The 21942-nt window shown below is 72.0% G+C and carries 23 protein-coding genes; 13 read left to right on the top strand and 10 right to left on the bottom strand.

Translation table 11 applies throughout. The features are described from left to right. Positions 1–37: 37 nt before the first annotated feature. Positions 38–199, bottom strand: coding sequence for a hydrophobic protein (locus tag ACGFXC_RS36295; protein ID WP_393719200.1), 162 nt, complete (start codon positions 197–199; stop codon positions 38–40). A 321-nt stretch (positions 200–520) separates the two neighbouring features. Between ACGFXC_RS36295 and ACGFXC_RS36290 the strand changes: the two genes are divergently transcribed. After that, complete coding sequence (locus ACGFXC_RS36290) at positions 521–973, top strand: hypothetical protein (RefSeq protein ID WP_393719199.1); 453 nt, start codon at positions 521–523, stop codon at positions 971–973. A 298-nt stretch (positions 974–1271) separates the two neighbouring features. Here ACGFXC_RS36290 and ACGFXC_RS36285 read toward each other — a convergent pair whose 3' ends face one another. Beyond that, on the bottom strand, positions 1272–1802 hold the full coding sequence (locus ACGFXC_RS36285) for a GNAT family N-acetyltransferase (RefSeq protein ID WP_393719198.1): 531 nt from the start codon (positions 1800–1802) through the stop codon (positions 1272–1274). A gap of 272 nt (positions 1803–2074) precedes the next feature. On the opposite strand from ACGFXC_RS36285, the gene ACGFXC_RS36280 reads away from it, so the two are divergent. Beyond that, entirely contained in the window at positions 2075–2725 is a 651-nt protein-coding gene (locus ACGFXC_RS36280; protein WP_393719215.1) for a MerR family transcriptional regulator, read from the top strand. A gap of 325 nt (positions 2726–3050) precedes the next feature. On the opposite strand, the gene ACGFXC_RS36275 is transcribed toward ACGFXC_RS36280, so the two are convergent. The 6 genes from ACGFXC_RS36275 to ACGFXC_RS36250 form a co-directional block, all read right to left on the bottom strand. After that, complete coding sequence (locus ACGFXC_RS36275) at positions 3051–3509, bottom strand: MarR family winged helix-turn-helix transcriptional regulator (protein ID WP_393719197.1); 459 nt, start codon at positions 3507–3509, stop codon at positions 3051–3053. Positions 3510–3561: 52 nt separating this feature from the next. Continuing rightward, positions 3562–3972 (bottom strand): STAS domain-containing protein, encoded by a 411-nt coding sequence (locus tag ACGFXC_RS36270; RefSeq protein WP_393719196.1) that lies wholly within the window; start codon positions 3970–3972, stop codon positions 3562–3564. Positions 3973–3986: 14 nt separating this feature from the next. Continuing rightward, entirely contained in the window at positions 3987–5093 is a 1107-nt protein-coding gene (locus tag ACGFXC_RS36265) for a B12-binding domain-containing protein (RefSeq protein WP_393719195.1), read from the bottom strand. Further along, positions 5090–6676, bottom strand: a complete 1587-nt coding sequence (locus tag ACGFXC_RS36260) for a PP2C family protein-serine/threonine phosphatase (protein ID WP_393719194.1) — start codon at positions 6674–6676, stop codon at positions 5090–5092. Before ACGFXC_RS36260 ends, ACGFXC_RS36265 begins: the two co-directional genes overlap by 4 nt. Positions 6677–8307: 1631 nt before the next feature. Beyond that, on the bottom strand, positions 8308–8847 hold the full coding sequence (locus ACGFXC_RS36255) for a DoxX family protein (protein WP_393719193.1): 540 nt from the start codon (positions 8845–8847) through the stop codon (positions 8308–8310). Positions 8848–8921: 74 nt separating this feature from the next. Then, complete coding sequence (locus tag ACGFXC_RS36250; RefSeq protein ID WP_393719192.1) at positions 8922–9167, bottom strand: hypothetical protein; 246 nt, start codon at positions 9165–9167, stop codon at positions 8922–8924. A gap of 731 nt (positions 9168–9898) precedes the next feature. Between ACGFXC_RS36250 and ACGFXC_RS36245 the strand changes: the two genes are divergently transcribed. The 8 genes from ACGFXC_RS36245 (at position 9899) to ACGFXC_RS36210 (ending at position 16645) form a co-directional block, all read left to right on the top strand. Beyond that, complete coding sequence (locus ACGFXC_RS36245) at positions 9899–10528, top strand: flavodoxin family protein (RefSeq protein ID WP_393719191.1); 630 nt, start codon at positions 9899–9901, stop codon at positions 10526–10528. Between the two features lie 138 nt (positions 10529–10666). Then, entirely contained in the window at positions 10667–11458 is a 792-nt protein-coding gene (locus ACGFXC_RS36240) for an SDR family oxidoreductase (protein WP_393719190.1), read from the top strand. 121 nt (positions 11459–11579) lie between these two features. Continuing rightward, positions 11580–11909 (top strand): plasmid stabilization protein, encoded by a 330-nt coding sequence (locus ACGFXC_RS36235; protein WP_393719189.1) that lies wholly within the window; start codon positions 11580–11582, stop codon positions 11907–11909. A 135-nt stretch (positions 11910–12044) separates the two neighbouring features. Continuing rightward, positions 12045–12287 carry a DUF6479 family protein gene (locus ACGFXC_RS36230; RefSeq protein ID WP_393719188.1) on the top strand — a complete coding sequence of 81 codons (243 nt, stop codon included), beginning with the start codon at positions 12045–12047 and terminating at the stop codon, positions 12285–12287. A 251-nt stretch (positions 12288–12538) separates the two neighbouring features. After that, positions 12539–12997 carry an SRPBCC family protein gene (locus ACGFXC_RS36225; RefSeq protein ID WP_393719187.1) on the top strand — a complete coding sequence of 153 codons (459 nt, stop codon included), beginning with the start codon at positions 12539–12541 and terminating at the stop codon, positions 12995–12997. Beyond that, positions 12990–14579 (top strand): phytoene desaturase family protein, encoded by a 1590-nt coding sequence (locus ACGFXC_RS36220; protein ID WP_393719186.1) that lies wholly within the window; start codon positions 12990–12992, stop codon positions 14577–14579. The genes ACGFXC_RS36225 and ACGFXC_RS36220 overlap by 8 nt, the downstream gene beginning before the upstream one ends. 155 nt (positions 14580–14734) lie before the next feature. Then, on the top strand, positions 14735–15091 hold the full coding sequence (locus ACGFXC_RS36215) for an STAS domain-containing protein (protein ID WP_393719185.1): 357 nt from the start codon (positions 14735–14737) through the stop codon (positions 15089–15091). A 369-nt stretch (positions 15092–15460) separates the two neighbouring features. Next, entirely contained in the window at positions 15461–16645 is a 1185-nt protein-coding gene (locus ACGFXC_RS36210; RefSeq protein WP_393719184.1) for a zinc-dependent alcohol dehydrogenase, read from the top strand. Between the two features lie 473 nt (positions 16646–17118). Here the strand turns inward: ACGFXC_RS36210 and ACGFXC_RS36205 are convergent, their stop codons facing one another. Next, on the bottom strand, positions 17119–18300 hold the full coding sequence (locus ACGFXC_RS36205) for a YbdK family carboxylate-amine ligase (protein ID WP_393719183.1): 1182 nt from the start codon (positions 18298–18300) through the stop codon (positions 17119–17121). 260 nt (positions 18301–18560) lie between these two features. On the opposite strand from ACGFXC_RS36205, the gene ACGFXC_RS36200 reads away from it, so the two are divergent. From ACGFXC_RS36200 to ACGFXC_RS36190, 3 genes are read left to right on the top strand one after another with little or no spacing between them, the layout of a single operon-like run. Next, positions 18561–19244 (top strand): HemK2/MTQ2 family protein methyltransferase, encoded by a 684-nt coding sequence (locus ACGFXC_RS36200; protein ID WP_393719182.1) that lies wholly within the window; start codon positions 18561–18563, stop codon positions 19242–19244. Beyond that, positions 19129–19482 (top strand): CDGSH iron-sulfur domain-containing protein, encoded by a 354-nt coding sequence (locus ACGFXC_RS36195; RefSeq protein ID WP_393719181.1) that lies wholly within the window; start codon positions 19129–19131, stop codon positions 19480–19482. The genes ACGFXC_RS36200 and ACGFXC_RS36195 overlap by 116 nt, the downstream gene beginning before the upstream one ends. Then, positions 19479–20504: an iron-containing redox enzyme family protein gene (locus ACGFXC_RS36190; RefSeq protein ID WP_393719180.1), complete on the top strand. Its 1026-nt coding sequence runs from the start codon at positions 19479–19481 to the stop codon at positions 20502–20504. Before ACGFXC_RS36195 ends, ACGFXC_RS36190 begins: the two co-directional genes overlap by 4 nt. A 55-nt stretch (positions 20505–20559) precedes the next feature. On the opposite strand, the gene ACGFXC_RS36185 is transcribed toward ACGFXC_RS36190, so the two are convergent. Beyond that, positions 20560–21033 (bottom strand): hemerythrin domain-containing protein, encoded by a 474-nt coding sequence (locus tag ACGFXC_RS36185; RefSeq protein ID WP_393719179.1) that lies wholly within the window; start codon positions 21031–21033, stop codon positions 20560–20562. Positions 21034–21942 lie beyond the last annotated feature (909 nt).

Genomic DNA, 21942 nt, shown 5'->3' with positions numbered 1-21942 from the left:
GCCATTTCCGTGTCGCGATGGTGCGCTTGAGGTGCTGCTACCAGCGGTACCAGCGCCCGCTGCCGGTCTTGGGGCGGGCGACGAATCCGATGAGCCAGAGCACCAGAACGGCGATCGCGACCCACCAGAGGATCTTCACGGCGAATCCGGCGCCGAAAAGGATCAGTGCGAGCAGAAGAACGAGAAGCAGGGGAACCATAGTTGTGACCTCCGAGGCATCCGATGCCCGGCGCGATGACGGTCATGCATGCGGATCGCATGTGTTTCCCGACCATGAGGTGGGGCAGCCGCGAGGGCCGGGCTGCGGGGCGACGGCCTGATCGGGTGCCGTGGTCCGTACGACGCGGGGCGGCTCCGGAACCGCCCGTACGGTCCTCTCGGCGATCTGCTGTGCCGGCCGCCGGGCCGGTACCCGGGCAGAGCGACGTGTCATGCGAATCGATATGTCCCTAAAGGGACGTTTCGTTACTCAATGCGCCTGAGCGGGTAAGGGTGAGTTTTCCTGACCCTGGAGAATGAAATGTCTGACTCAGTCCGGCAGCCGGTGAAGCCCGAGGTCACGTTGTTCAGCGGCGTCGGTCATACGGGTGACAGCTGTGTGCTCCCGATGGACGGCCTCACCTATTCGCTGAAGGCGACGGGTCTGGCGAAGATCGCCTCGGTGCGGGTCGACTGGCCCGCCCACGAGTGGGCGAAGCCGGTCGTCCGCCTCTACTGCGAGGTACCGACCGGGCGTGAGGACTTCGCCGCCGGCAACGGGGCCGTCTTCCGGGACTTCGTCGCCGACAGCGCCAATACCGGCAAGTGGGCTTACGCCCGATGGATCAAGGGCTACGCCGACGACGGGATGGAGCGGACGAGGAGCCGCGTCGTCGGCCCCTGTGGGGGGCGGCTCATCCACGACCGTCTCGCCCGCCCCGACGACATGTCCGAGCTCAGCCATCCGGCCGTGGGCGGCAACCTGTTCGGCTGACCGCTGACGGCACAGCGATGCCCCCGAGTGCCTGGGATCCCCTCTTCCCGTGGACGGCCCCCGCGGCGAAGCTTCGGGGGCCGGGACGCCCCGGCGGGGTGCGTGGGACGGTGCGTGCGGGATGCCGATGCGCGACGGGTACCCACGCGGGCAGTGCCGGGATGGCCACCTCCCGCCCGTGCCGTCCCTCCTGGCCCGGGCCGCCGTGCCGCCGGATCGTGCTCCGGACCCGCTGCGGCGCGCTCGTGCGGGACCGCTTCCCGGACGTCGTGGCGACCGGCCGGCACCGGACCGGCCGTCAGGGCCTCAGCAGTCCACCCACCCACCAGTCGTGCGGTGTGCCGTCGTTGGCGATGCCGCGCTTGCGCAGTGTCCCTTCGACGGTGAAGCCGAGGTTTTCGGCGAGGGCGCGCGAGGCGGTGTTCCCCGCCATGGCCCACCATTCGATGCGGTGGACGTCGAGGGTGTCCCAGCCCCAGTCGCACAGGGCCCGAGCGGCCTCCACCGAGTACCCGCGTCTGCGCTGTTCCTTGACCGCCCAGTAGCCGAGCTCCCAGACACCGCGGCTGATGAAGGTCAGGCAGTACGAGCCGACCAGGGCGCCGGTGTCCTTGCGGAACGCGCCGAGGGTGTAGTCCCTGTCCTCGGCCCACTGCGCGGGAAGGGTCTCGCCGACGAGCTTCCCCGCGTCCGCCCGCCGGTACGGCACCGGCACCGGGGTGTAGAGCTGGATGTCCTCGTCCTGGCAGGCTTCGTACACCGCGTCCGCGTCGGCGGGTGTGAAGGCCCGCAGCACCAGGCGGTCGGTCTCGAGCGTGACTGGGTCCATCGCGGCAGTATGACGACGATGAGCAAGCGGCGACCATCGAATATCCAGACCGCGCACCGCCCGTGGTCGCCCACCCCAGGTCAGCTGCCCCGAGACGGAGCCACGACCACCATCAACGGCGGACCGAGCCGTGCGGGCCGACGTGCGCCGAGGTACCAGCAGCCGTCGAGGGCCACAGGCACGGCCCGAACCCCGATGTGCCCGGCCCCGGTTGAGCCTCCCGTAGGGGGAGACGCCGGGCTGGGGACACGGACAGCGACACGCAGTATTCCATCGGGGAGTTGTCCCGCCGTGCAGGAGTGCCGGTCAAGACGATCCGGTTCTATTCGGACCGGGGCATCGTCCCGCCGGCCGGTCGGAGTCCGGCGGGCTGCCGTCCCTACGATCCCGACGCGCTTGCCCGCCTCGAGCTGGTCCGCACACTGCGCGAACTGGGACTCGACCTGGCGACGATACGCAGGGTACTGGATCGGGACGCCCCCCTCCCGGAGGTCATGCAGGCGCACGCCGCTGAACAGGTGGATGCCTGGGTGGAACTCGTCGGGCTCTGCCAGAGCGCGGACTCTTGTGGCGCGCTTCGGCGGACGGCCCGAAACCAGGAGGAAGAGCTCTCCCGGAGGGACGCCATCGCGCTGCAGGAGTCTTTCGACCTGGCCATGCGCGAACGGATCGACGAGGCCGTTTCGGCCGACCTGCTTCAGGCGACGGACACGTCCTCGGCGGACCTGCTGGCCGCTCTCTACGCCCGGGCGTTCGAGGATGCCGCGGAGGGCGATCTGCGCCGTTGGCTCCTCGCCCGCCTGCGGACGAGCGCCGATCCGCTCGTGGAGCGCTATCGGCAGCTCCTGGCGACCGTCAACGGATGGCCGCCGTCATCCGCGCTCGCCCCGGTTCACTCCTGGTTCACGGGGACGGCGGTGTGAGGACGCGTGACCTCACGTTCGGTCAGTACGCCGACGCGGAAGGGCTGGCCTGGGTCAAAACAGTCGTCGAAAACGTCGCGGCCCCCGCACCGAGCGGATCGAAGTCATGAGTGAGACATTGCCGGTCGGCGCGTACGACTTCCTGGCGCAGCAGTGGGCCGCGGAACATCCTGCCCGCAGCAGACCCCAGGTGGCGGGATGCGGCCGGACCGGGCCGACCCTCGGTCGGCGTGCGAGAGACCCCCGCGTCCGGCGCCCCGGCCGGCTGCCGGCTGCCCTGGCCGCTGGCCTGCTCCGCGGGTGGTGCGCGAGCGTCTGCGGGAGTTCAGAGACGGGTGATGCTGTGGTGCAGAGCGGCGAGGCCGGTGGACAGTGCGCGCCGGCTGTCGGGGGGCATGGCGGTGAGGGCGTGGGTGAGGGTGGCTTCGCGCTGGTTGCGGACGTGGGCCAGGTGGGTGGAACCGGCGGGGGAGAGGCGCAGGGTGCGTTCGCGGGCGTCGTGGGGGCTGGTGCGGCGTTCGAGGAAGCCGAGGTTTTCGAGGCGGTCGCACATGCGGGTGAGGGACGGGGCCGTCGTATCGAGGGTGTGGGCGAGGATGCGCATGCGGATCCCGGGCCGGCCGTCGATCAGGGTCATGATGCGCAGCTGTGCTGTGGAGGCCGTCGTTCCTGCGGTGTGGACAGGGGGGTGCGCCCACAGGATGTCGAGGGTCTCGACGAGGCTTCTGAGGGCGCGGGCGGCGTCGTGTTCCGGTTGGGACGGGGTGGCTGCCGGGTCGGGCATGGTGTGCCTTCGCGCGAGTGGCTTGCCCGGCCGGCGCAGGGGCCTTCCACGGTCAGCTGCTGCTGTCCGGAGGGCTCTTGCGGGCCGGTATGGACTCCTCGGAGGCGGCCGACGTCCTGTCCGACTGCCGGGACGCGGTGCGGGCTTCCTCCGGTGCGGTGAGGTAGGCCCGCGTACCGGTGACCTCCAGCATCCGTTCCAGCCGCAGAGGCCGCTGGGTCAGGTGCAGGGGTACGCGGGCGGCGTTGGTCATCCGGCGGATCATCAGGAGGGACGACAGCCCGCTGGAGTCGACGGCTGTGACGCCGCTGCAGTCCAGGACCAGCTCGGCGGGTCTGCCCTGTTGCGTCAGGAGTTCGCTCACGGTGGTCACCAGCCCTTCGGTGTGCAGGTGGACGAGGTCGCCGCGCAGCTCGATGCGGACACCGTGGGCGGTGCTGCGGCGCGTCAGTTCGAGGGGCATGGAGGAAAAGAGGGTCACTCGGGGGTCCCGGAGGCGGAGGTGGACGGGGCGGGGGTCAGGGAGGCGGCGCCGGTACGCAGGATGCCGGTGGCGCGCGGAAAGTCTTTGAGTTCGCGGCCCAGGATCGACAGCGCGGGCAGCAGGGACCGGGCGGGCACGCCGCGGACGCGCAGGATGCCGGCCGTCCACACCAGGAACCGGGCGAAGAGCTCCGCGTCGCCGGTGTACAGGGCGACGGTGAGGAAATCCACGATGTGGGCCAGGTCTTCGGCGGTGCGCTCGCGCTGCTGCGTGCTGTACGCGCGCATCGCGGGGTAGGCGTCCTCCAGGCCGGTGAACACCGTTTTGACGAGCTGCCCGCTGGTGCGGGCCACCATCGTGTACTCCTGGTCCGCGAGGTGGGGCAGGTCGTCGATGGGCTGGTGCTCGGGCTGGGGTCTGGGCAGCGGACGCCGGGCCAGGTCATCGGCGGCGGTCCGTGCGTCGGGGGCCCAGGCGTCCGCGCCGAGCAGCCGGGCGTAGTCGCCCCCGGGTCCGAAGGCGGCGCCCCCGACGATGACGGGCACTCCTGCGGCCTGACAGGCGCTGATCGTGGCGTGGGCGGTGGGGAGCCGGGTGGGGATCGAGCTGGAGAGCGCGACCACGTCCGAACCGGTGAGGTGCAGGTGCGTGATGAGGTGGGATACGGGGACCTGCGCGCCGAGGTAGTCGACGTGCCACCCCCGCAGCCGCAGGGTCTCGGCCAGCAGGCGGGCGGGCAGGGCGTGCCACTCCCCGTCGACGCACGCCACGGTGATCCGGCCCCGCCGCTGGACCGCGGCAGCCGTGCGGGCCGCGGGGTGCCGCGCGAGGGCGGCGACGGCCCGTTCGTTGATGGCGGTCGCGGCGTGCTCCTGGCCGACGGTGATCCGGTTCGCGGCCCATTCCTCACCGACCCGTCCTTGGACGGGAGCGATCACGTCGAGCAGAACGCTCTCGGCGTCGACTCCGTCATCGAGCGCGCCGGTGACCACGGCGGTCGCCGTGCACTCGTCGCCGACGGCGACGGCCAGCCACAGCTCTTCCGTCAGCTGTTCCAGCCGGGGGGCGCGGGCAGCGCCCGCGCCGGTACTTGTCTTCATGCGGTGTACCTGCCCCGGGTGTGGCCGTCTACCGCGGACAGGTGGTTGGTCCGGGGGGCGGAGACGACGACGACCGCCATGTCGTCGTGCTTGCCCGTACCCACCCACTGGGCGGCGAGCATCTGCACCCGCTCCACGATCGCCTCCGCCGGCATCCCCGCGCACTCCGCCAGGACCCGCCGCAGCCGCTCCTCGCCGAACTCGCCGTCGCCCAGTGGTCCACCGCGGGCCTCGGTGATCCCGTCCGTGTACAGGAGGCACGTTTCACCGGCCGCCAACGTCACCTCGGCAGTCTCGGTGAAGATGTCGGGCAGCGCACCGACCAGGGTGCCGCGGGTGGCCGCTTCCTCGATGAGGCCGTCCGCGCGCAGGATCAGCGGCGCGCAGTGGCCGGCGCTGGTGAGCCGCAGCCGCACGCTGTTGCCGGCCCGAGCCGCCGAGGCGAGGACGAGAGTGGCGAAGCGGGCGTTGTCGCTGTTGAGGAGAGCGGTGTTGAGCAGGCTCAGCATCCGCTGGTGGTCGTCGGCCATCGGCAGCAGCGCGTGCAGGGTGGTGCGGATCTTGCCCGTCATCACCGCGGCGTCCAGACCCTTGCCGCAGACATCGCCCAGCACCACCAGGGAGGCGTCGCCCTCCACCGCGGCGGGGTGGACGTCGTAGAAGTCCCCGCCGATCCGCTCGTGGCTCTTGGAGGGGCGGTAGCCGCCCGCGTAGTCGACCCCGGAGATCTGCCGCAGCGTGGGAGGCAGCAGTTCTCGCATCAGCGTCTCGGTGATGGACGCCTGATCCGCATACAGGCGGGCCGCCGACATCGCGGCTCCCGCACGTGCGGCGAACAGCCGGGCGAAGACCTCCTCCGCCTCCGTGAACGTACCGCCTGCCGTGCGCAGCAGGACGAGTGCGCCGACCGGGACACCGTGACCGGGAAGCGGGGTCACGACGATCGATCCCACCGGGCCGAATCCGTCCGGGATGAGCCAGGCCGGAGCGGTGGCGGGGTCTATCCACCGGGAGGGCACCGGCGGGAATCCCTGCAGGGCTTCCGCCAGCCCCGGGACGTCTTCCGCGGATGCGGCGACGGAGGACGCGGAGGGCTTGCCGCCGCGCAGGCAGGAGATGACCGGCAGGAGCCCGCCGCGGGCCGGCGCGATCACCAGGGCGGCATCGGCGAGGTCGTCGGCCGCCATCTGCGCCGTGACGTCCATGCAGCGCTCTGGGTTCAGCGAGGACAGCAGCAGGTTGGAGGCCCGCGTCAGGAACGCGGTCCGCTCGCGCTCCATGCGCAGCGCTTCGAGGGCCAGGCGGTGATCGGTGTCCTCGACCAGCCACCACACCACACTTCCGTTCCCGCGCACGGTCGGATGCGCCTCGAAGGAACGATCGCCGACCGCCCCGTGCGCGGTTGCGTCCGAGGCGTCTTCACGGTCGGGCCGGCAGCCTGCGGGCGCGAGGCGGCTGTGGGCGTCGGCCAGCCAGCCCGGCAGCACGTCGGCCATCGCCGCCCCGGAGCGCAGCTGCGGGAACACCTGACGGGCTGCCGCGTTCGACGACACGACGACCGCACCGTGATCGGCGAGGATCACGGGATAGGGGGCTTCTCCCCACGCCGTGATCTCCGCGGCGGGAGGCGAAATGGACTGGGTGAAATTCGCCAAGCGTTGAAGGCCCGCGGTGCGAACCCCTCACCTCAAATACGTCTAGAAAATAGTTGCCTCAGCGCAACCATCCTCCACGCCCCCTCGTCTTGGCAACCTCGCCCATGGCCACCACGCCTTGTTCACCTCGCCCGCACCGAGCCCACACACCACCATGCTGTGGCCCGCCCTCCGAAGGCGGACAGCCTCTTTGGCGGTGGCCTGCTCCGGTTCCGCTACCGGCCCGGCCGTGGCGGCCCCCGGGACAGCTGGCCTGGGACGGAGGCTAAGGCCCCCGCCCACCGGCAGCAGGCTGCACCCGCCCTGAGCGCGGGGCGTTTCGCGGTGTGCTCCGGCTGCGGCGGCCCCCGGGCCGCCTGGTTCTGCTCGCGCAACGACCGGTCGTGGGCGGCGGTGCGCCGGCCGCAGGAAGACGGGCCGGGCATCGTCTACCAGCAGGGGCCGCGGCGCCTGTGGGACGCCGTGGAGGCCTCCTGCTCCTGGTGGGGGGAGCAGGGCCGTCCCGGCCCCGACTCCTTCGGCCTCACCGTCACACCCCACGGTGAGACACCATGGCTGGACGAACCGGGCAACCTTCTGCCGGGGGCGCGGTGGCGATGGAGGAGGACGGCCGTGGGCGAGCGTGGGGAACCGCTGGAGCAGTGGGCGCCCCGCCGCGACCGGCGGCGTGCGTCCGACCGGCAGATCACCGGCCGCCGCCGTGCCGAACCCCTCGCCCCGGCCGCCCGGGGCCGCGCCGCGCACCCGACGCCTCCCGCGTCCTCCTGGAGCTCGACGTCGAGTCCGGGGAACGGATGCCCGTCGGAGTCGCCGACAACGCCGCCGAGGCAGCCCTCGCCAGGGTCCGCTGACCAGGCCGGCTCCTTGGCGCGGATCAGGTCCGTGCCGCACCTGCGCTGGCTGACGGGTAGGGGGCCGGCGGCGCCGCAGGGGTACATGTACCGGTATGGCTCGTGAACGGATCCGGTGGCCCCTCGTCGTGGACCGCGCTCGGGAGATAATGGACGGGACTCTGCCGACAGCAATGGCCCGTCTCCAGCTCATTCCCGGGATCGGTCCCTGCACCGCCGCAGAACCCTCCAGCGCACCCTCGGCGCCCCCGACGCCCTCACCCTCGGCGACCTCCGTCCGCCGGTCCAGATCGGCTACGCACTGATCGGCAACCGCAACGGCACCGACGAACAGCTGCTGGAAATCCTCGCCCCCTGTGCGGGACAACGCCACCACGCAGCCCGCCTCGTTCTGTTGGGCGGTCGTCTGCCCGACCGGCTCGCGCGCACCGGGCCTCACACCCGCGCATCGCCCACCTGTGACAAGCGAGTCGATGACCTACGGCCGGCCGAGCGCGGCGCCGGGCTCTGGGTGTGCTGGGGTGCGCCGCCGTTGAGGATGTCGATCTCGCCCTGGAGGCACACGGTGACGGCGTCGAGGTGAACTCCATCCGCGGCTAGGGGGCGGCTGCGGTGGGTGATCATCTAAGGCACTCCGGGAGCTGGGGTTGGCGGGAATGAGTCTGGCCAGGACGCGATGCGTGCATACGGTCGGCCGGCGCCGCCGGCTCAGCGGGAGCCGGGCAGCGAGGCCATGACCGCCTTGGCGCGGTTGACGGTGCTCGCCGCGGCGGCCTCGGCGGGTCGCCGCACGGCCTTGACCGGGTGCCGGTGGTCGAGCGCGTGCCGGGACCGGTAGGCGAGGGAGGGCTTGCCGTGGGTGTCCGCGGCGGCTATCAGGAGCCCGCCCAGCGTGGAGAGGTCGGTCAGGAAGTGGGCGCGCCGGCGGGCCCGCTCCCGCGGGTCCTCCTCCTTCCAGAAGGCGTGCGTGGCGAGGGACGTCGGTACCACCGAGGCGGCGAGCGTGAGCGCGGCCAGGCGCGGGGCGCGGCCCGTCGCGAACAGCAGGCCGGCGGCCGTCTGGACGGCGCTGGTGACGCGTACGAACCGCACCGGATCCCCGCCGAGCGCCGGGACGCGCTTGCCGACTTCCCGGGCGAGGGGTTGGGCGACTTCCGCGATGGTCTCGGGACTGCGCAGGGTGCGCAGTCCCCCGGCGATGAACGGGGCGGCGAGCAGCGGACGGGCGAGCTTTCGAAGGACGGCCATGCCACGCTGCTGCCCAGCTGCAGCCGGTCTATCCGAACCGACCCCGCCCCACCCCCCCCGCCCTGGCCCGCACGTCAGCCGACGGCCGGGGCCGTGCTGACCCCGGGGGAGGTGACGGGCGCGGGCTGCGCCTGTGCTTCGGGGTGGAGCCCGTCGCGGCGCGCGCCCTCTGGCTCCCGGTCCGGCTCCCGGCGCGGTGCCCGACCGCGGGGCACGACCTGGACGTGGCCGCGCCTTGGCAGCCGGCCCTCCCGCTCGACGCACTGCGCCAGGACCGTCACACCCTCCCGGAACGCACCGCCGTTCGTACGCGGCAGCATGAGTTCGTGCTCCGATGGACCATGTACGCGGGCGGCCTCGACGTGGTGTCGGCCTTCGAGCAGTCGGTCGCCTTGGTCCCGAGCTCGGCGAACCGGTGATGTGGCTCGGCATACTGCACCAGGGCCGTGATGCCCCGCTACAACGCCCCGTCGCCCGCGCCCGGCGGGAGCACCGGCTACATGCTGCCGTATGCGACCTGGTCCCGCTCCTGCCCGGGAATTCGGGGACAGGGCCGCCTTCTGCTGCATACGGTGACCGAAGCCCCAGCGCATGATCAGGAAGATGCCGATGTCCCTGCCCGAGCAGCGGCCGGCGCAGCGCACCGCCACGAGGGGTGGGAGACCGAAGGTGTCGGTCCGGGCGGCGCGTCCACCCTCGGGGTGCCGCGTGGTGCGGCTGTGCACCCCGCGTGGCAGGGGGTCAATGCGGCCGCTCCGCCCGCCCGTGCGAGCGACGCCCTCTGCGGTGAAGCAGCGGATCGGGAGAGCGACGCCCTCTGCGGTGAAGCAGCGGATCGGGAGAGCGACGCCCTCTGCGGTGAAGCAGCGGATCGGGAGAGCGGATGCGCCGGTTCACCTGGCGGGCAGGCGGCCGCTGCCCCGCCGTGAGCGGGAGCCAGCTCCGATGGCGGCAGCGTCCAGCACGAGCTGCGGGCCATCCCTTCAACTCGTATCGGTATATACCGGGAGATTGGCGGGATGGAGTTTCCCGGTCCGGGTAGTCGGGACGCATGAACTCGACGACCGACACCACTCCTCTGCGGGCCGTTGCGCTGGTCTGCACCCTTTCCCCCTCCCCGAAGGCCTCCAGCTCGCAGCTGCTGGCCGAGCAGACGATGGCGGCCCTTGCCGACCACGGCGTTACCGGGAAGGTCATCCGGGTCGCCGACCATGACGTCAGGCCCGGGGTCGAGACCGACATGGGTGACGGGGACGCCTGGCCCGCCATCCGGGACACGATCCTGGCGTGCGACATCCTCCTGCTGGCCACGCCGATCTGGCTGGGCCACCCCTCCAGCATCTGCCAGCGCGTCCTGGAGCGTCTCGACGCCGAAATCGGCGAAACCGACGAGGAGGGCCGCATGCTCACCTACGGCAAGGTCGCGGCCCTCTGCGTCGTCGGCAACGAGGACGGCGCCCACAAAGTCAGCGCCGACGTCTTCCAGGGCCTGAACGACGTCGGCTTCTCCCTCGCCCCGAACGCCGTCACCTACTGGGTCGGCGAAGCCATGCAGGGCACCGACTACCAGGACCTCGACAAGACCCCCGAGAAGACCGCCGTCACCACCAGGACCCTCGCCGCCAACACCGCCCACCTCGCCCGCCGCCTCAAAGCAGCGAACTACCCGTCTTCCTCCTGACGGCCCCCGACCCCGCGCGAGACGGAGAACCACGTGACCCATCCGAAGAAGACCGCCCCCCTGACCGACCCCGTGACACGCCACCCGCGCCCCCCGTTCCCCGAGCAGCCCCAAGACCATCCCGGCTCGACGGAGGCCATGGATCCACGCCCCGACCACGGTGAGGACAGCTACGAGGGCCACGGGCTGCTGGAGGGCCGCAAGGCACTGGTCACGGGCGGCGACTCCGGGATCGGCAGGGCCGTCTGCCTGGCCTTCGCGCGGGAGGGGGCCGACATCGTCTTCACCCACCTGCCCGAAGAGGCCGACGAGGCCCAGGAGAGCGCACGGCTCATCCGCAAGGCCGGCCGTACCGGTGTCCCCGTCGCCTGCGACATCCGCCACGAGGACCAGTGCGCGGCCCTCGTCGAGCAGGCCGTCGACGAACTCGGCGGCCTGGACCTCCTGGTCAACAACGCCGCCTACCAGATGTCCCAGCCGGACGGGATCCAGGCGATCACCACCGAACAGTTCGACCGGGTGATGAAGACCAACCTGTACGGGATGTTCTGGATCACCCGCGCCGCGCTGGCCCACATCCCCGCCGGCGGGTCCGTCATCAACACCGCGTCCGTGCAGGGCTACCAGCCGAGCCCCCACCTGCTCGACTACGCCATGACCAAATCCGCGATCATCTCCTTCACACACAGCCTGGCCCAGATGCTCGCCGAACGCGGCATCCGCGCCAACGCCGTCGCGCCCGGCCCCGTATGGACCCCGCTGATCCCCGCGACCATGCCCGACCCCACGGAATTCGGGAAGCAGTCGCCGCTCGGGCGGCCCGCCCAGCCCGCGGAGATGGCGCCCGCCTACGTCTTCCTCGCCTCCCCGGCAGCCAGCTACATCACCGGCGAAGTCGTCAACGCCACCGGCGGCACACCCCTGCCGTAACACCTCGCGCGCGCTGTCCCCGTGCACGGGTCGGGAAGCCGGCCGGCCTCTCCTGAAGGTGCGGGCCGGCCCGGCCGCACGCAGCATGACCGGTAGACCGCATTCGACGAAAGGCCCGGCCATGCCCCGAGGATCCAGCCCCAAGCGGGAACGCCAGTACGAGCACGTGAAGGAGTCCGGTGAGAAGCGCGGCATGTCCGAAAGTCGCGCGAAGGAGATGGCCGCCCGGACGGTCAACAAGGAACGCGCCCAGTCCGGGGAGAGCAAGACCGCCGGCCGCAGCTCCACCCAGGGCAAGTCCGCCGCGCAGCGCGGTGGGGAGAAGTCCCACGCGGGCGGCCGCTCCTCGGACCCGACGAAGGACGAGCTGTATGCCGAGGCGAAGAAGCGCGACATCGACGGCCGATCGACCATGACCAAGCAGCAGCTCAAGAACGCCCTCGGCCGCTAGGACGCCGTCGGGCGCCCCGGCGCCCCGGCCCCCCGGCCGCGCCGGGGCGCCGAAGGCATCCCCGGCGGTGGCGACACAGATCGCCGAACGAGTGGAGCGCGTGGTGGCCCGCCGTAACGCGGGTAGGCGTTGTGCATGATCGTGCAACAGAATCTCGCAGTTGAGGGTCAGGCGTCGCTCTTCCTGATCACCGCCGGGGTGGTGCTGGTCCTGCTCCTGCTCGGTGCCTTCTGGTACGGCAGCCGGCGCAGGCGCCGTGCCGCGGCTCCGGTCCGGCCCGCCGAGCAGAATCCGGTCGCCCGGAGCCGTGAGGACTCCTGGCAGACACCGCAGGAGCACGCCCAGGACGAGAAGGAACACCGCTACCCGCAGCAGTGAAAGGTGATCCGCCCGCCTCGACTCCTGACCGGGAGCGCGCAAGGTATCGGCAGACCACGCGTGGTCCGGAGCGGTGCCATGCCGCTGCCGCATGACGGAACGCCCTGGGTGAAGCCGCCCGAAAGGGGGCAGGGGCACGACGCGGCCCGTCGGCTGCCGACCCGCCGAGCGGCCCCCAACCCCACCCGGAGATACCCGCGGCGTGGAACCCACCCGCCGCCCGCCCACCCGCCCCCAGGAGGAGAGACCCCATGGCCGTCCGTCACCAGCTCATCCGGCGCGCCCCGCACGCGGTATGGGCCGTGCTGGCCGACCCGACCCGGTACGGCGAATGGGTAGTGGGCCCCTCGGAGTCCACACCCCTCGATGCGCACTGGCCCGCCACCGGATCCCGGCTGCGCTACACGGTGCGGCTGGGCCCCTGGACCGCCCGGAGCGTGACCACCGTCCGCCACAACGAGCCGGGCCGGGAACTGGAGCTGGAAGCCCTGGCCAAGGGCCTGGGCACCGCCCGGATCTTCCTCCAGCTGCGGCCCTGGGGCGACGACACCCTCGTGGTCTGCGACGAGCACCCCCTGCGCGGCATCGGCGGCGCCCTCCACAACCCCCTCAGCGAGGCGCTGCTGCAGGTGCGCCACCGCGGCATGCTCGCCCGCCTGGCCCGGGCCGTCGAACACGACCGCCCGCGCACCGGGGCGCCCCGTGCCTGACGCCGTGATCATCGGTTCCGGCCCCAACGGCCTGGTCGCCGCGAACCTGCTGGTCGACGCCGGCTGGAGCGTGGAGGTTCTGGAAGCCCAGCCCGAGCCCGGCGGCGCCGTACGCAGCGACCGCGGGGTGCACCCCGACTACGTCTCGGACGTCTTCAGCGCGTTCTACCCGCTGGCCGCAGCTTCCCCGGTCCTCGCCGGACTCGATCTCGCCGCCCAGGGGCTGCGCTGGAGCCACGCCCCGCGCGTCCTCGCGCATCCCCTCAGGGATGGGCGGTGCGCCGTCCTGGAGCGCCGGGCCGAGCAGACGGCGGCCGGGCTGGCCGGGTTCGCGCAGGGCGACGGATATGCCTGGCAGGCCATGTGCGACATCTGGACGCGGACCGGTCCGGACGTGGTGAAGGCCCTGTTCACGCCGTTCCCACCCCTGAAGTCCGGGCTCCGCCTGGCCAGGAGCCTACGCACCGCAGGCGGGCTGCGCCTCGCCCGCAAGCTGGCCCTGCCCGTACGCCGCCTCGGCGAGGAGGAGTTCGCCGGAGAAGGCGGCCGACTGCTCCTGGCCGGCAACGCCCTGCACGCCGACCTTCCGCCCGAGGCCGCCGGGAGCGGCGGCTTCGGCTGGCTGATGTCCATGCTCGGCCAGAGCCACGGCTTCCCCGTCCCGGTCGGTGGCTCCAGCGCCCTCACCGACGCCCTGGTGCGGCGCCTGCGCGAGCGCGGCGGAGTCCTGCGCTGCCGGGAACGCGTCACGTCCGTCGTCGTCCGCGCCGGCGCCGCCGTCGCGGTGAGAACGGCCGGTGGAGAGACCATCGGCGCGCGCCGGGCCGTACTCGCCGACACGTCGGCGCCGGCCCTGTACCGGGAGCTCGTGGGCGAGGAGCACCTGCCCGCCCGTCTGGTGCGGGACCTGGAACGCTTCCAGTGGGACTTCGCCACGTTCAAGGTCGACTGGGCGCTGACCGGCAAGGTGCCCTGGACCGCAGCCCCGGCCGCAGAGGCGGGCACCGTCCATATGGCCGACGGCGTCGACGGCCTGACCCGCTTCGCGGCACAGCTCGCGGTGGGGCACGTCCCGGACGAGCCGTTCGTCCTGTTCGGGCAGATGACCACGGCAGACCCCAGCCGCTCGCCCGCGGGCACCGAATCGGCCTGGGCCTACACCCACCTCCCGCAGCACATCCGTGCTGACGCCGGAACGGACAAGATCACCGGGCGCTGGGACGAACGGGAGCAGCAGGCCATGGCCGACCGCATCGAAGCCCAGGTGGAACGGTACGCGCCGGGCTTCCGTGCGCTCATCCGCGCCCGCCGGATCCTGGCGCCCACCACCCTGCAGACCCTGAACGAGAACCTGCACAACGGCGCCATCAACAACGGGACCACCGCCCTGCACCAGCAGGCGGTCTTCCGGCCTACCCCCGGCACCGGCCGCCCCGAAACCCCTGTGAGAGGCCTCTACCTGGCCTCCGCCGCCGCACACCCCGGCGGAGGCGTGCACGGTGCGCCCGGTGCGAACGCGGCCCGCGCGGCCCTGCGCGCCCACGGCCTGCGAACACTTCTGCACCGCGCCCAACGCGTCTGACGGGCCCGCCCCGCCACGGCTGTTCCTGTGGAGGCGGATCCTCGACGGGATCCTGACCCCTGCCGAGAGTCGGGCGCAGCGACGGCCGCATGTCGCCGCAACGCGGGGGCAGCAGCGGGACAGGAGAAGACCGGCCGTGGAGAAGAGGAGCGCCCGTGCTGCCCATCGAGGTGACCGACAGCGGTGTAGTGATCATCCGGCTGCGAGCCGATCTGGACATCGTCGGTCGAGCAGCCGCCGCAGCGGCCATCGACGGCCATCTGGCCGCGCACCGGACCGCGCCCGTTGTGCTGGAACTGACCCATGCCCCCATCAGCCCCGCCGCACTGAGCACGGTCGTACGAGCCCACCACATGTGCCGACAGGCCGGCCGGCCGATGGCCGTGGTGGCAGCCGACCTTGAGGTCCGCCGCACGCTGGAAGCCCACGCCGTGACCGAGGCGCCGGCCATCCACGGCTCCCGCGAGCGGGCACTGTCCGACCTCCAAGCGCCCCTCGCTGCCGCGGCCTGAGGGTCCTGCACCGCCCCCACGGCGTCATCACCAAAGGCGGCGAGACCACCAGCATCGTCCCCGCCTGTGCGAGGGGCTGTCCGGTCCGCGCGGCGCCGCCGCCACAGCGGCAATCCGGTGCAACCACAGGTTGTCGGCGGCTCCGCGTGGCGCGCGCCTGGGCCCGGGCCCACATACGGCCGGCCCGGGCGCGTGAGGTGCGCACCGGCCGAGATGCCGACCGTCTCAGCGGCCAGGAGAGTCACGGCACGCCCCTTGCCCTCCTGAACAGAGGCCAGCACTGACAGTCCACGCTCCTGCTCGGCTTCTTCGGCCGCATCCCGGGTATGCGCGGGGTCCGAAGCCGGTATGCGTATCGGAGGAGCTGCGATGAAGGCCGTGACGTGGCAGGGCCGCCGCAAGGTGAGCGTGGAGACGGTCCCCGACCCGCAGATCCTGGAACCGACCGATGCGATCATCAAGATCACGTCCACCGGGTTGTGCGGCTCCGACCTGCACCTGTACGAGGTGCTGGGCCCGTTCCTGGACGCGGGGGACATCCTGGGCCACGAACCGATGGGCACGGTGGCCGAGGTCGGCCAGGGCGTGAAGAAGCTGAAGGTCGGCGACCGGGTGGTGGTGCCGTTCAACATCTCGTGCGGCACCTGCTTCATGTGCGAGCGGGGCCTGCACTCCCAGTGCGAGACCACCCAGGTCCGCGAGCACGGCAGCGGCGCCAGCTTGTTCGGCTACACCAAGCTGTACGGGCAGGTCCCCGGCGGACAGGCCGACTACCTGCGCGTCCCCTTCGCCGACACGCTTCCCATCCCCGTGCCCGAGGGCCCGCCGGACGACCGGTTCGTGTACCTCTCCGATGTCCTGCCCACCGCGTGGCAGGCCGTCGAATACGCCGGCATCCCGCCCGGGGGCAGCGTGGCCGTGCTCGGCCTGGGGCCGATCGGGGACATGTGCACCCGCATCGCCGCCCACCGCGGCGCGGGCAAGGTGATCGGCATCGACCTGGTCCCCGAACGCCTGGCCCGCGCCGCGGGCCACGGCTCCCAGGTCTACGACCTCAGCCACTACGGCGACCAGCTCGCCGACGCCGTCCGGGACGCGACCGGCGGCCGCGGCCCCGACGCGGTGATCGATGCCGTCGGCATGGAGGCCCACGGGCACGCCATCGTGAAGACCGCGCAGACCCTGATCGGGGCACTGCCGGACGCGCTCGCCGCCCCCTTCATGAAGAAGGCCGGCATCGACCGGCTCGGAGCCCTGCACCTGGCGATCGACCTCGTACGCCGCGGCGGCACCATCTCCCTGTCCGGCGTCTACGGCGGCGCCGCCGACCCCATGCCCCTGCTCACCATGTTCGACAAGCAGATCCAGCTCCGCATGGGACAGGCCAACGTCCGACGCTGGGTGAATGACATCCTGCCGCTCCTCACCGACGGCGACCCCCTCGGCGTCGACGGCTTCGCCACCCACCACCTGCCCCTCGACCAGGCCCCCACCGCCTACGCCGACTTCCAGAAGAAGAACGACGGGACGGTCAAGGTCCTCTTCAACCCCTGACCGTCCCCGTCTCCCGGCCCGGCGGCGTCCGCGCGCAGATCTCGGGGTGCGCGTGCACAACGCCCGGCTGCGCTCCCGACCCCCGGCCCGTGTCGGGATGGGAGTTCTTCAAGGACCCGCCCGCCCGGGGCGCCACCACCCCCGCGACGGCCCGGTGGGAGGCCGGCGCGGTCCTGAGCGTTGGGTCCCGACTTGTCGGCCGCGATTTCGTTGCCCGACTAACCTCCCGGTTCCCCGAGAGATGGGCCCTGCTCTTCGGTCACGCAGAACTTGGCCGCCCCAAGACGGCAGCATGAACCGCCGCACCCCAGCCCCAGGTGCAGCCGGCCTGCGCCTCGGCGGAACGAGACGCGGTCGACCAGAGCGGGAGTGCCCCCCGACAGGTTCTGCAGGGATTCCGAGTTGCCGCTGAGCAGTCCCTGGCGCCCGTTCGCATGCGGCGGTCGCACCCGCTGCTGCGGATGCGACCGCGCTCAGGCTCTACTGCCGCTGCCGCTGCCGCTGCCGCTGCCGCTGCCGCTGCCGCTGCCGCGGGCGGTGGCCAGGACGAGGCGGTCTACGACGGCTTCCGGCCCGCCGGGCTGCGTTGCCCACGCCCGCTGCCGGGCGGCGGCATCCCCGCGCTCCCCGAGCCGACCGAACAATCCGGTGACCTCCTCCGTATCTCCCGTCTCTTCTAGGGCCGGCCGCAGCAAGGAGACCATGTCGGCGGCCAGCTCCTCGACGGGGCGGTAGCGGCCGGTGGCGGGGTCGAAACAGGTCCCCGCCCAGCCGTCGCGGGCCGCACGCCAGCACGCAGCCCGCAGGACCTCGGCTTCCCACGCGAGCCCAGGACCGTGTGCGGAGCTCTGGGCGGTGAGGGTGGTGACCAGGGCGCGCAGGAGGAGGGCGACAGCGACGGTGTCCTCGATGTCTGGCAGGACGTCCATGGCCCGGACCTCCAGGGTGGGCAGCCGCGGGTGGGGGCGCAGGTCCCAGTAGGCGGTCGTCGGATCGAGCATTGCCTCGCTGTCGGAGATGGCGGCGGCGAGCCGCTCGTGCTCGCCGAGCGTGCGGGCGTACGGCGGCGGGCCCAGGCAGGGAAACCGGCTGCGCAGCACCGTGCGGAAGCTGGCGTAGCCGGTGTCGATGCCCCGGTGGAAGGGTGAGTTGGCGCTCATCGCGATCAGCAGCGGCAGCCACGGGCGCAGACGGTTGACCGTCCATACCGCCAGCTCGCGGTCCGGCAGATGGACATGGACGTGCAGGGCGCTGACCGCGAAGTCGTCCATCATGCTCCGGTACTGGCTGCCCGCGGCCTGATAGCGCGGATGATCTGCCACTTCCACCGGCCCCGGGGCCTGCAACACCGGCGTCCCCGAGGCGTACAGACGCACGCCTTCCGCGTGGGCCGCCCCCACCAGGGCAGACCGCACCTGTGCCAGGTGTCCACGCAGCTCCGTACCCGACCGGCAGGGCGGAGTCCTGCCCTCGACTTGACACAACGCGAACTCCTTCGTCACCAGGTCACCCGCCTCCCCGGCTGCCCGCGCGGCGACCGCCGGGCCGGCGGGGACCACCAGACGGGTGTGCGGGTCGACGAGGAAGAACTCCTCCTCCACGCCGAGGGTTGCCACGTCCGGGGAGTGCGGTGCGGAAGATGCTGAGAAGGCCATGCCGTCAGCATGCCGCGACACGCTCACGAACACGCCGAGGCACCGACGATCGACGATGCACACACACCGTCCGCGAGCGGGCACGGAAAGAGAAGTGGCATCGGTGGCCCACAGGGCTGTGCGTGGCGCATGGGCCCTGGAGGAGCTCCGCTCCAGCCCCGTGCCGGTTGTGGATGAAGTCGCCCGAAGGGGGCAGGTGCACGAGGCGGCCGACGGCTGCCGGCCCGCCGAGCGGGCCCCACCCCCTCCCGGAGGTACCCGTGGCGGTTTCTGCCCCGCTCGCCGGCTCCCTGCCCACCGGATTGATCGCCCTGCCCGGCGTCTACCAGCCTCAGGGCGACACCCGCCTCCTCGCCGCAGCCCTGCAGCGGGAAGAGGTAGAGCCCAGAGCACGTGTCCTGGAGATCGGGACGGGTACCGGAGCCCTGGCCCTGCAGGCCGCGAGCAGGGGCGCACGAGTGACGGCTGTGGACGTGTCCTGGCGGGCGGTGGCCACCGCGCGACTGAACGCCGGCCGCAGGAGACTGCCGCTGCACGTCGTCCACGGCGACTTCGAAACAGCGACCGCCGGACACCACTACGACCTGATCATTTCCAACCCGCCCTACGTCCCGGCCCCCGGCGACCTGCCCACGAGCGGACCGGAACGCGCCTGGGACGCCGGCCCCGACGGACGCGCGGTCATCGACCGGATCTGCCAACAGGCCCCCGCTCTCCTGAACCCCGGCGGTGCGCTCCTCATGGTCCATTCGGGCATGTGCGGCGTGCAGAAGAGCCTCGACCACCTGGCGGCCGGCGGCCTCCACGCGCGGGTCTGTGCCCGGGCCGATGTCCCCTGGGGGCCCGTCCTGCGCTCCCGGCAGACCTGGCTCCAGCGACAGGGTTTCGCCTCCGGCCCCGAGGAACTGGAAGAACTGGTGGTCATCCGTGCCCACGCCCTCTGAAGGCCCCGCCCGCCCGGCACCGGTACGAGCCCGCAGAGCCCTCATTGACCCGCAGGGGCCGATCCTGGTGGAGGGGCCGGTCGAGATCGTCCTCGACGACGGAACGACCGCGTCCTGCGACCGCTTCATGGCGGCGATCTGCACCTGCAGGCGCAGCCGGACCTACCCGTGGTGCGACACCAGCCACCGCCCCCGCGAACGCGCTGCACGACCCCACGAAGACAGGAACCCGTCGTGACACCCTCCCGCCAGACCGCCACGGCTGCCAGGAGCCCGCAGCTGCCCGAAGGACGAGGTGACCTCTCCGACGCCCTGGTCACAGCTCTGCGCACCGGCACGGCCCCGTCTCACCCGCTGCCGGCAGCAGCGACGGCCGACCCGTGGGGCGAAGACCTCCACCTCGCCCTCCACCTCCTGTACGAGCTCCACTACCGCGGCTTCGACGGCGTCAGCGACGACCGCGAATGGGACCCCGACCTGCTGCGCCTGCGCCAGCAGCTGGAGACCCGCTTCCTCGACGCCCTGCGCACCGACCTCGCCGAGACCCCCCGATCCGTCGACATGGCCTTCGCACCGCTCCTCGCCGAACCCGTCGACCTCGCCGGCAGCCTCAGCCATCACCTGGAGAAGGACGGAGAGCTGTGGCAGCTGCGCGAATACGCCGCGCTGCGCTCCCTCTATCACCTCAAGGAAGCCGACCCCCACCTATGGGTCGTGCCGCGTCTGACCGGGCGGGCCAAGGCGGCGATGGTCGCCATCGAATACGACGAGTTCGGTGCCGGACGGCCCGAACGGATCCACGCCGAGCTCTTCGCCCGCCTCATGGAGGACCTCGGCCTCGACCCCGCCTACGGCCGCTACCTCGACCAGGCCCCCGCCGAGCTCCTGGCCACCGTCAACCTCATGTCCCTCTTCGGCCTCCACCGATCCCTGCGCGGCTGCCTCGTGGGCCATTTCGCCTGCGTCGAGATCACCTCGTCCCCAGGATCCCGACGCCTCGCCAAGGCCATGCGGCGCTGCGGAGCCGGAGCGGCCGCCGAGCACTTCTACGCCGAGCACGTGGAAGCCGACGCCGTCCACGAGCAGCTCGTACGCCACGAGGTCGTGGCCGGCCTCCTGGCCGACGAGCCCGACCTGGAGGCCGACATCGCCTTCGGCTGCGCGGCCACGGTCCTCCTCGAGGACCGGCTCGCCGCACACATCGCGAAGGCCTGGACAGCTGGCCGCAGCGCCCTGCGGACGCCGCTTCCCGACGTGTGAGCCGGCCAGCACCGGTCGGCTCGCGGGCGGACGGCTCCAGGCCAGGCCACGCCTGCTACTGCTCGGCGCTCGGGACGGCCAGCGGATCGGTCGGTGCCGTCGCCTTGGCAGCTGCCATCTCCTCGCCGAGTTCGTTGAGGCGGTTGCGTCCCATGGCCTTGCGGACGTCGGGGAACCACTCCTTCTCCTCCTCCTCGACGTGGTGGCGCACGTTCTCGATGAGGACGGTCATCTTGGCATCGAAACGCTCGTCCGCCGGGTCGAGGTCCTTGAGCTCGGAGAGCATCCACAGCACGACGTGGTGCTCCTCGACGCTTTCGAGGACGTGGTCCTTGGTGTCGGGGGCGGCCTCGCGCGCGGCCGGGTAGAAGATCTTCTCCTCGATCCAGGTGTGGGTGGTGAGCTCGTCGATCACCTGGTCGGCGATCTTCCGCTTCTCGGAATGCGCGGTGTCGCCGGCCTTCTCGAATTGCTTGAACAGCTTCTCGACCGTCTTGTGGTCTTCCTTGAGCAGCACGATTCCGTCCACAGCCACTTCCTTGCCTCGGTCTGAAAGGAAGGCAGCTCATGCCGCCCCGCTGGGGTCGCTACCCCCGCGGCCAGGTCCCGGACGGCAAGTCGACGGCAAATGCCACCGAAAGAACAGGAACACTGGGCTATGTGACTGCTGCCCCGCGCCCTCCGCGGGGGCCTCCGATTCCCGCTCCCGGCCCTCGTCCGCACGCCGAACCCGCGCGGGATCGACGCCACCGCGCGAAAAGTCGGTACGCCTCGCAGAGCAAGGCCAGGCCGCAGGCCCGGAAGCATCAGCTCGGGTCGCGAGCACGACCGCGGCGGGAGCGCGCAGATCCGTGCTCACCTACGGTGGGGGCGGCTCACAGCTCTCGTCCCGACAACGGCGAGCCCTCCTGCCCGCGTCCCGGAGGCACCGAGCGCCTTGGGCGGGGACCGGGCATCGGGACAGGGGGACGTCGGGAGAGCTCGCCAGGACAGGTCGAAGCGCAGGCCCTCGGTACGCACGGCGGACCCGCCGTACAGGACCCGCCACGGGATGCGGTGAAGCCAGGCTGCTTTTCAGAGGTGCTGCCAGCCCGGCAGGCCATGCGACATCCACCGCGGGGAGGCCAGCCTCGCGGGCCCCCGGGCATAGCGCGAGGGCGCCGGTCCTCGTGCCGACCTCGAGACGCGCGCAACGGCCGGGACCGCCCCGGCGTGGGAGGGCCCCGGCCTGGAACCGGGTGTTGTCCGGAGCCCGGGCCGTAGACGCCCGGTGCGATCAGGCGGGGCCGGGATCGCTGGGGGTCCACGCGGTGCTCGGTGGCGGGCAGCGCCTCCCTACGGCTGCCGTCGTCCAGCCGCCGGAGACGTGCACACGTATCGGCGGAAGCGGAGCGGGGTGCGTCGCAGCGTAGCCGTGCCACCTGAGGGGAGCCGGTCG

It is taken from the genome of Streptomyces sp. NPDC048507, from assembly GCF_043199995.1.
GTDB lineage: Bacteria > Actinomycetota > Actinomycetes > Streptomycetales > Streptomycetaceae > Streptomyces.
Note: the sequence above shows the minus strand (reverse complement) of the source record. Positions and strands in the feature narration are given on the sequence as shown.

Excerpts from the sequence above, each read along its gene's own strand:
- ACGFXC_RS36295 (WP_393719200.1), bottom strand. The coding sequence starts at position 199 with ATGGTTCCCCTGCTTCTCGTTCTTCTGCTCGCACTGATCCTTTTCGGC.
- ACGFXC_RS36290 (WP_393719199.1), top strand. The coding sequence starts at position 521 with ATGTCTGACTCAGTCCGGCAGCCGGTGAAGCCCGAGGTCACGTTGTTC.
- ACGFXC_RS36285 (WP_393719198.1), bottom strand. The coding sequence starts at position 1,802 with ATGGACCCAGTCACGCTCGAGACCGACCGCCTGGTGCTGCGGGCCTTC.
- ACGFXC_RS36275 (WP_393719197.1), bottom strand. The coding sequence starts at position 3,509 with ATGCCCGACCCGGCAGCCACCCCGTCCCAACCGGAACACGACGCCGCC.
- ACGFXC_RS36270 (WP_393719196.1), bottom strand. The coding sequence starts at position 3,972 with ATGCCCCTCGAACTGACGCGCCGCAGCACCGCCCACGGTGTCCGCATC.
- ACGFXC_RS36265 (WP_393719195.1), bottom strand. The coding sequence starts at position 5,093 with ATGAAGACAAGTACCGGCGCGGGCGCTGCCCGCGCCCCCCGGCTGGAA.
- ACGFXC_RS36255 (WP_393719193.1), bottom strand. The coding sequence starts at position 8,847 with ATGGCCGTCCTTCGAAAGCTCGCCCGTCCGCTGCTCGCCGCCCCGTTC.
- ACGFXC_RS36250 (WP_393719192.1), bottom strand. The coding sequence starts at position 9,167 with ATGCTGCCGCGTACGAACGGCGGTGCGTTCCGGGAGGGTGTGACGGTC.
- ACGFXC_RS36245 (WP_393719191.1), top strand. The coding sequence starts at position 9,899 with ATGAACTCGACGACCGACACCACTCCTCTGCGGGCCGTTGCGCTGGTC.
- ACGFXC_RS36240 (WP_393719190.1), top strand. The coding sequence starts at position 10,667 with ATGGATCCACGCCCCGACCACGGTGAGGACAGCTACGAGGGCCACGGG.
- ACGFXC_RS36235 (WP_393719189.1), top strand. The coding sequence starts at position 11,580 with ATGCCCCGAGGATCCAGCCCCAAGCGGGAACGCCAGTACGAGCACGTG.
- ACGFXC_RS36230 (WP_393719188.1), top strand. The coding sequence starts at position 12,045 with ATGATCGTGCAACAGAATCTCGCAGTTGAGGGTCAGGCGTCGCTCTTC.
- ACGFXC_RS36225 (WP_393719187.1), top strand. The coding sequence starts at position 12,539 with ATGGCCGTCCGTCACCAGCTCATCCGGCGCGCCCCGCACGCGGTATGG.
- ACGFXC_RS36210 (WP_393719184.1), top strand. The coding sequence starts at position 15,461 with ATGAAGGCCGTGACGTGGCAGGGCCGCCGCAAGGTGAGCGTGGAGACG.
- ACGFXC_RS36205 (WP_393719183.1), bottom strand. The coding sequence starts at position 18,300 with ATGGCCTTCTCAGCATCTTCCGCACCGCACTCCCCGGACGTGGCAACC.
- ACGFXC_RS36195 (WP_393719181.1), top strand. The coding sequence starts at position 19,129 with ATGTCCCCTGGGGGCCCGTCCTGCGCTCCCGGCAGACCTGGCTCCAGC.